Origin of the sequence: Pseudomonas sp. BMW13 (genome assembly GCF_013357275.1) — a bacterium.
Classification (GTDB): domain Bacteria; phylum Pseudomonadota; class Gammaproteobacteria; order Pseudomonadales; family Pseudomonadaceae; genus Aquipseudomonas; species Aquipseudomonas khazarica.
This window is the reverse complement of sequence record NZ_SUKD01000070.1, coordinates 1-523: the sequence shown is the minus strand read 5'-3', so window position 1 is coordinate 523 and position 523 is coordinate 1. Positions and strand designations below refer to the sequence as shown.

1 protein-coding gene is annotated in these 523 nt (G+C 54.5%); it reads right to left on the bottom strand.

The window, feature by feature from the left end; all coding sequences use genetic code 11:
* A partial coding sequence (locus E4487_RS24230) for a DUF3304 domain-containing protein (protein WP_306669891.1) occupies nucleotides 1-339 on the bottom strand: 339 nt, incomplete at its 3' end.
* Nucleotides 340-523: the final 184 nt, after the last annotated feature.

Below are 523 nucleotides of genomic sequence, written 5' to 3'. Positions count from 1 at the left end.
GGGCAAAAAGTGCACTTTCAAGGTTCCGGCTTCTTGGTATTGAGGTATCTCCACCACTACACGGTGGCGGGTGTAATTAGCTGCGTGTTTCTTATAAGCCTCTCTATAAGCGTCGGTACCCAATGGCGGCCAATTCACATAAGCCCTGGGGTCGGGATCTTTCTCCCACTCCACAATAGCTCTGAGCCCAGGCCGCCAATAACGCGGCACCGAGCCACAGCACACCTGCCCACCGCCCCCGCTATAAGGGCCTAGATTTGGCCCTCCAGCACCATTGACGGTAAAGCGGTTGATAGCGGCAGAGGTATGGTTATAACCCTCGACAGGAGCACCGAGCATCTCGGACTCCTTGGCCATGCAACCGCTGACCAGTAATAGCACCAGTGATAAACCCGCGAATGGGTATCGACCTATCAGATTGCGAGCTAACCAAGGGCTCAAGGAGTGGGACATTCCGTATCCTCCATCTTGCGGGGAAAGTTATAGGGGTAGCCGGCAACCCCATAAAAAATATTGTCCGCCG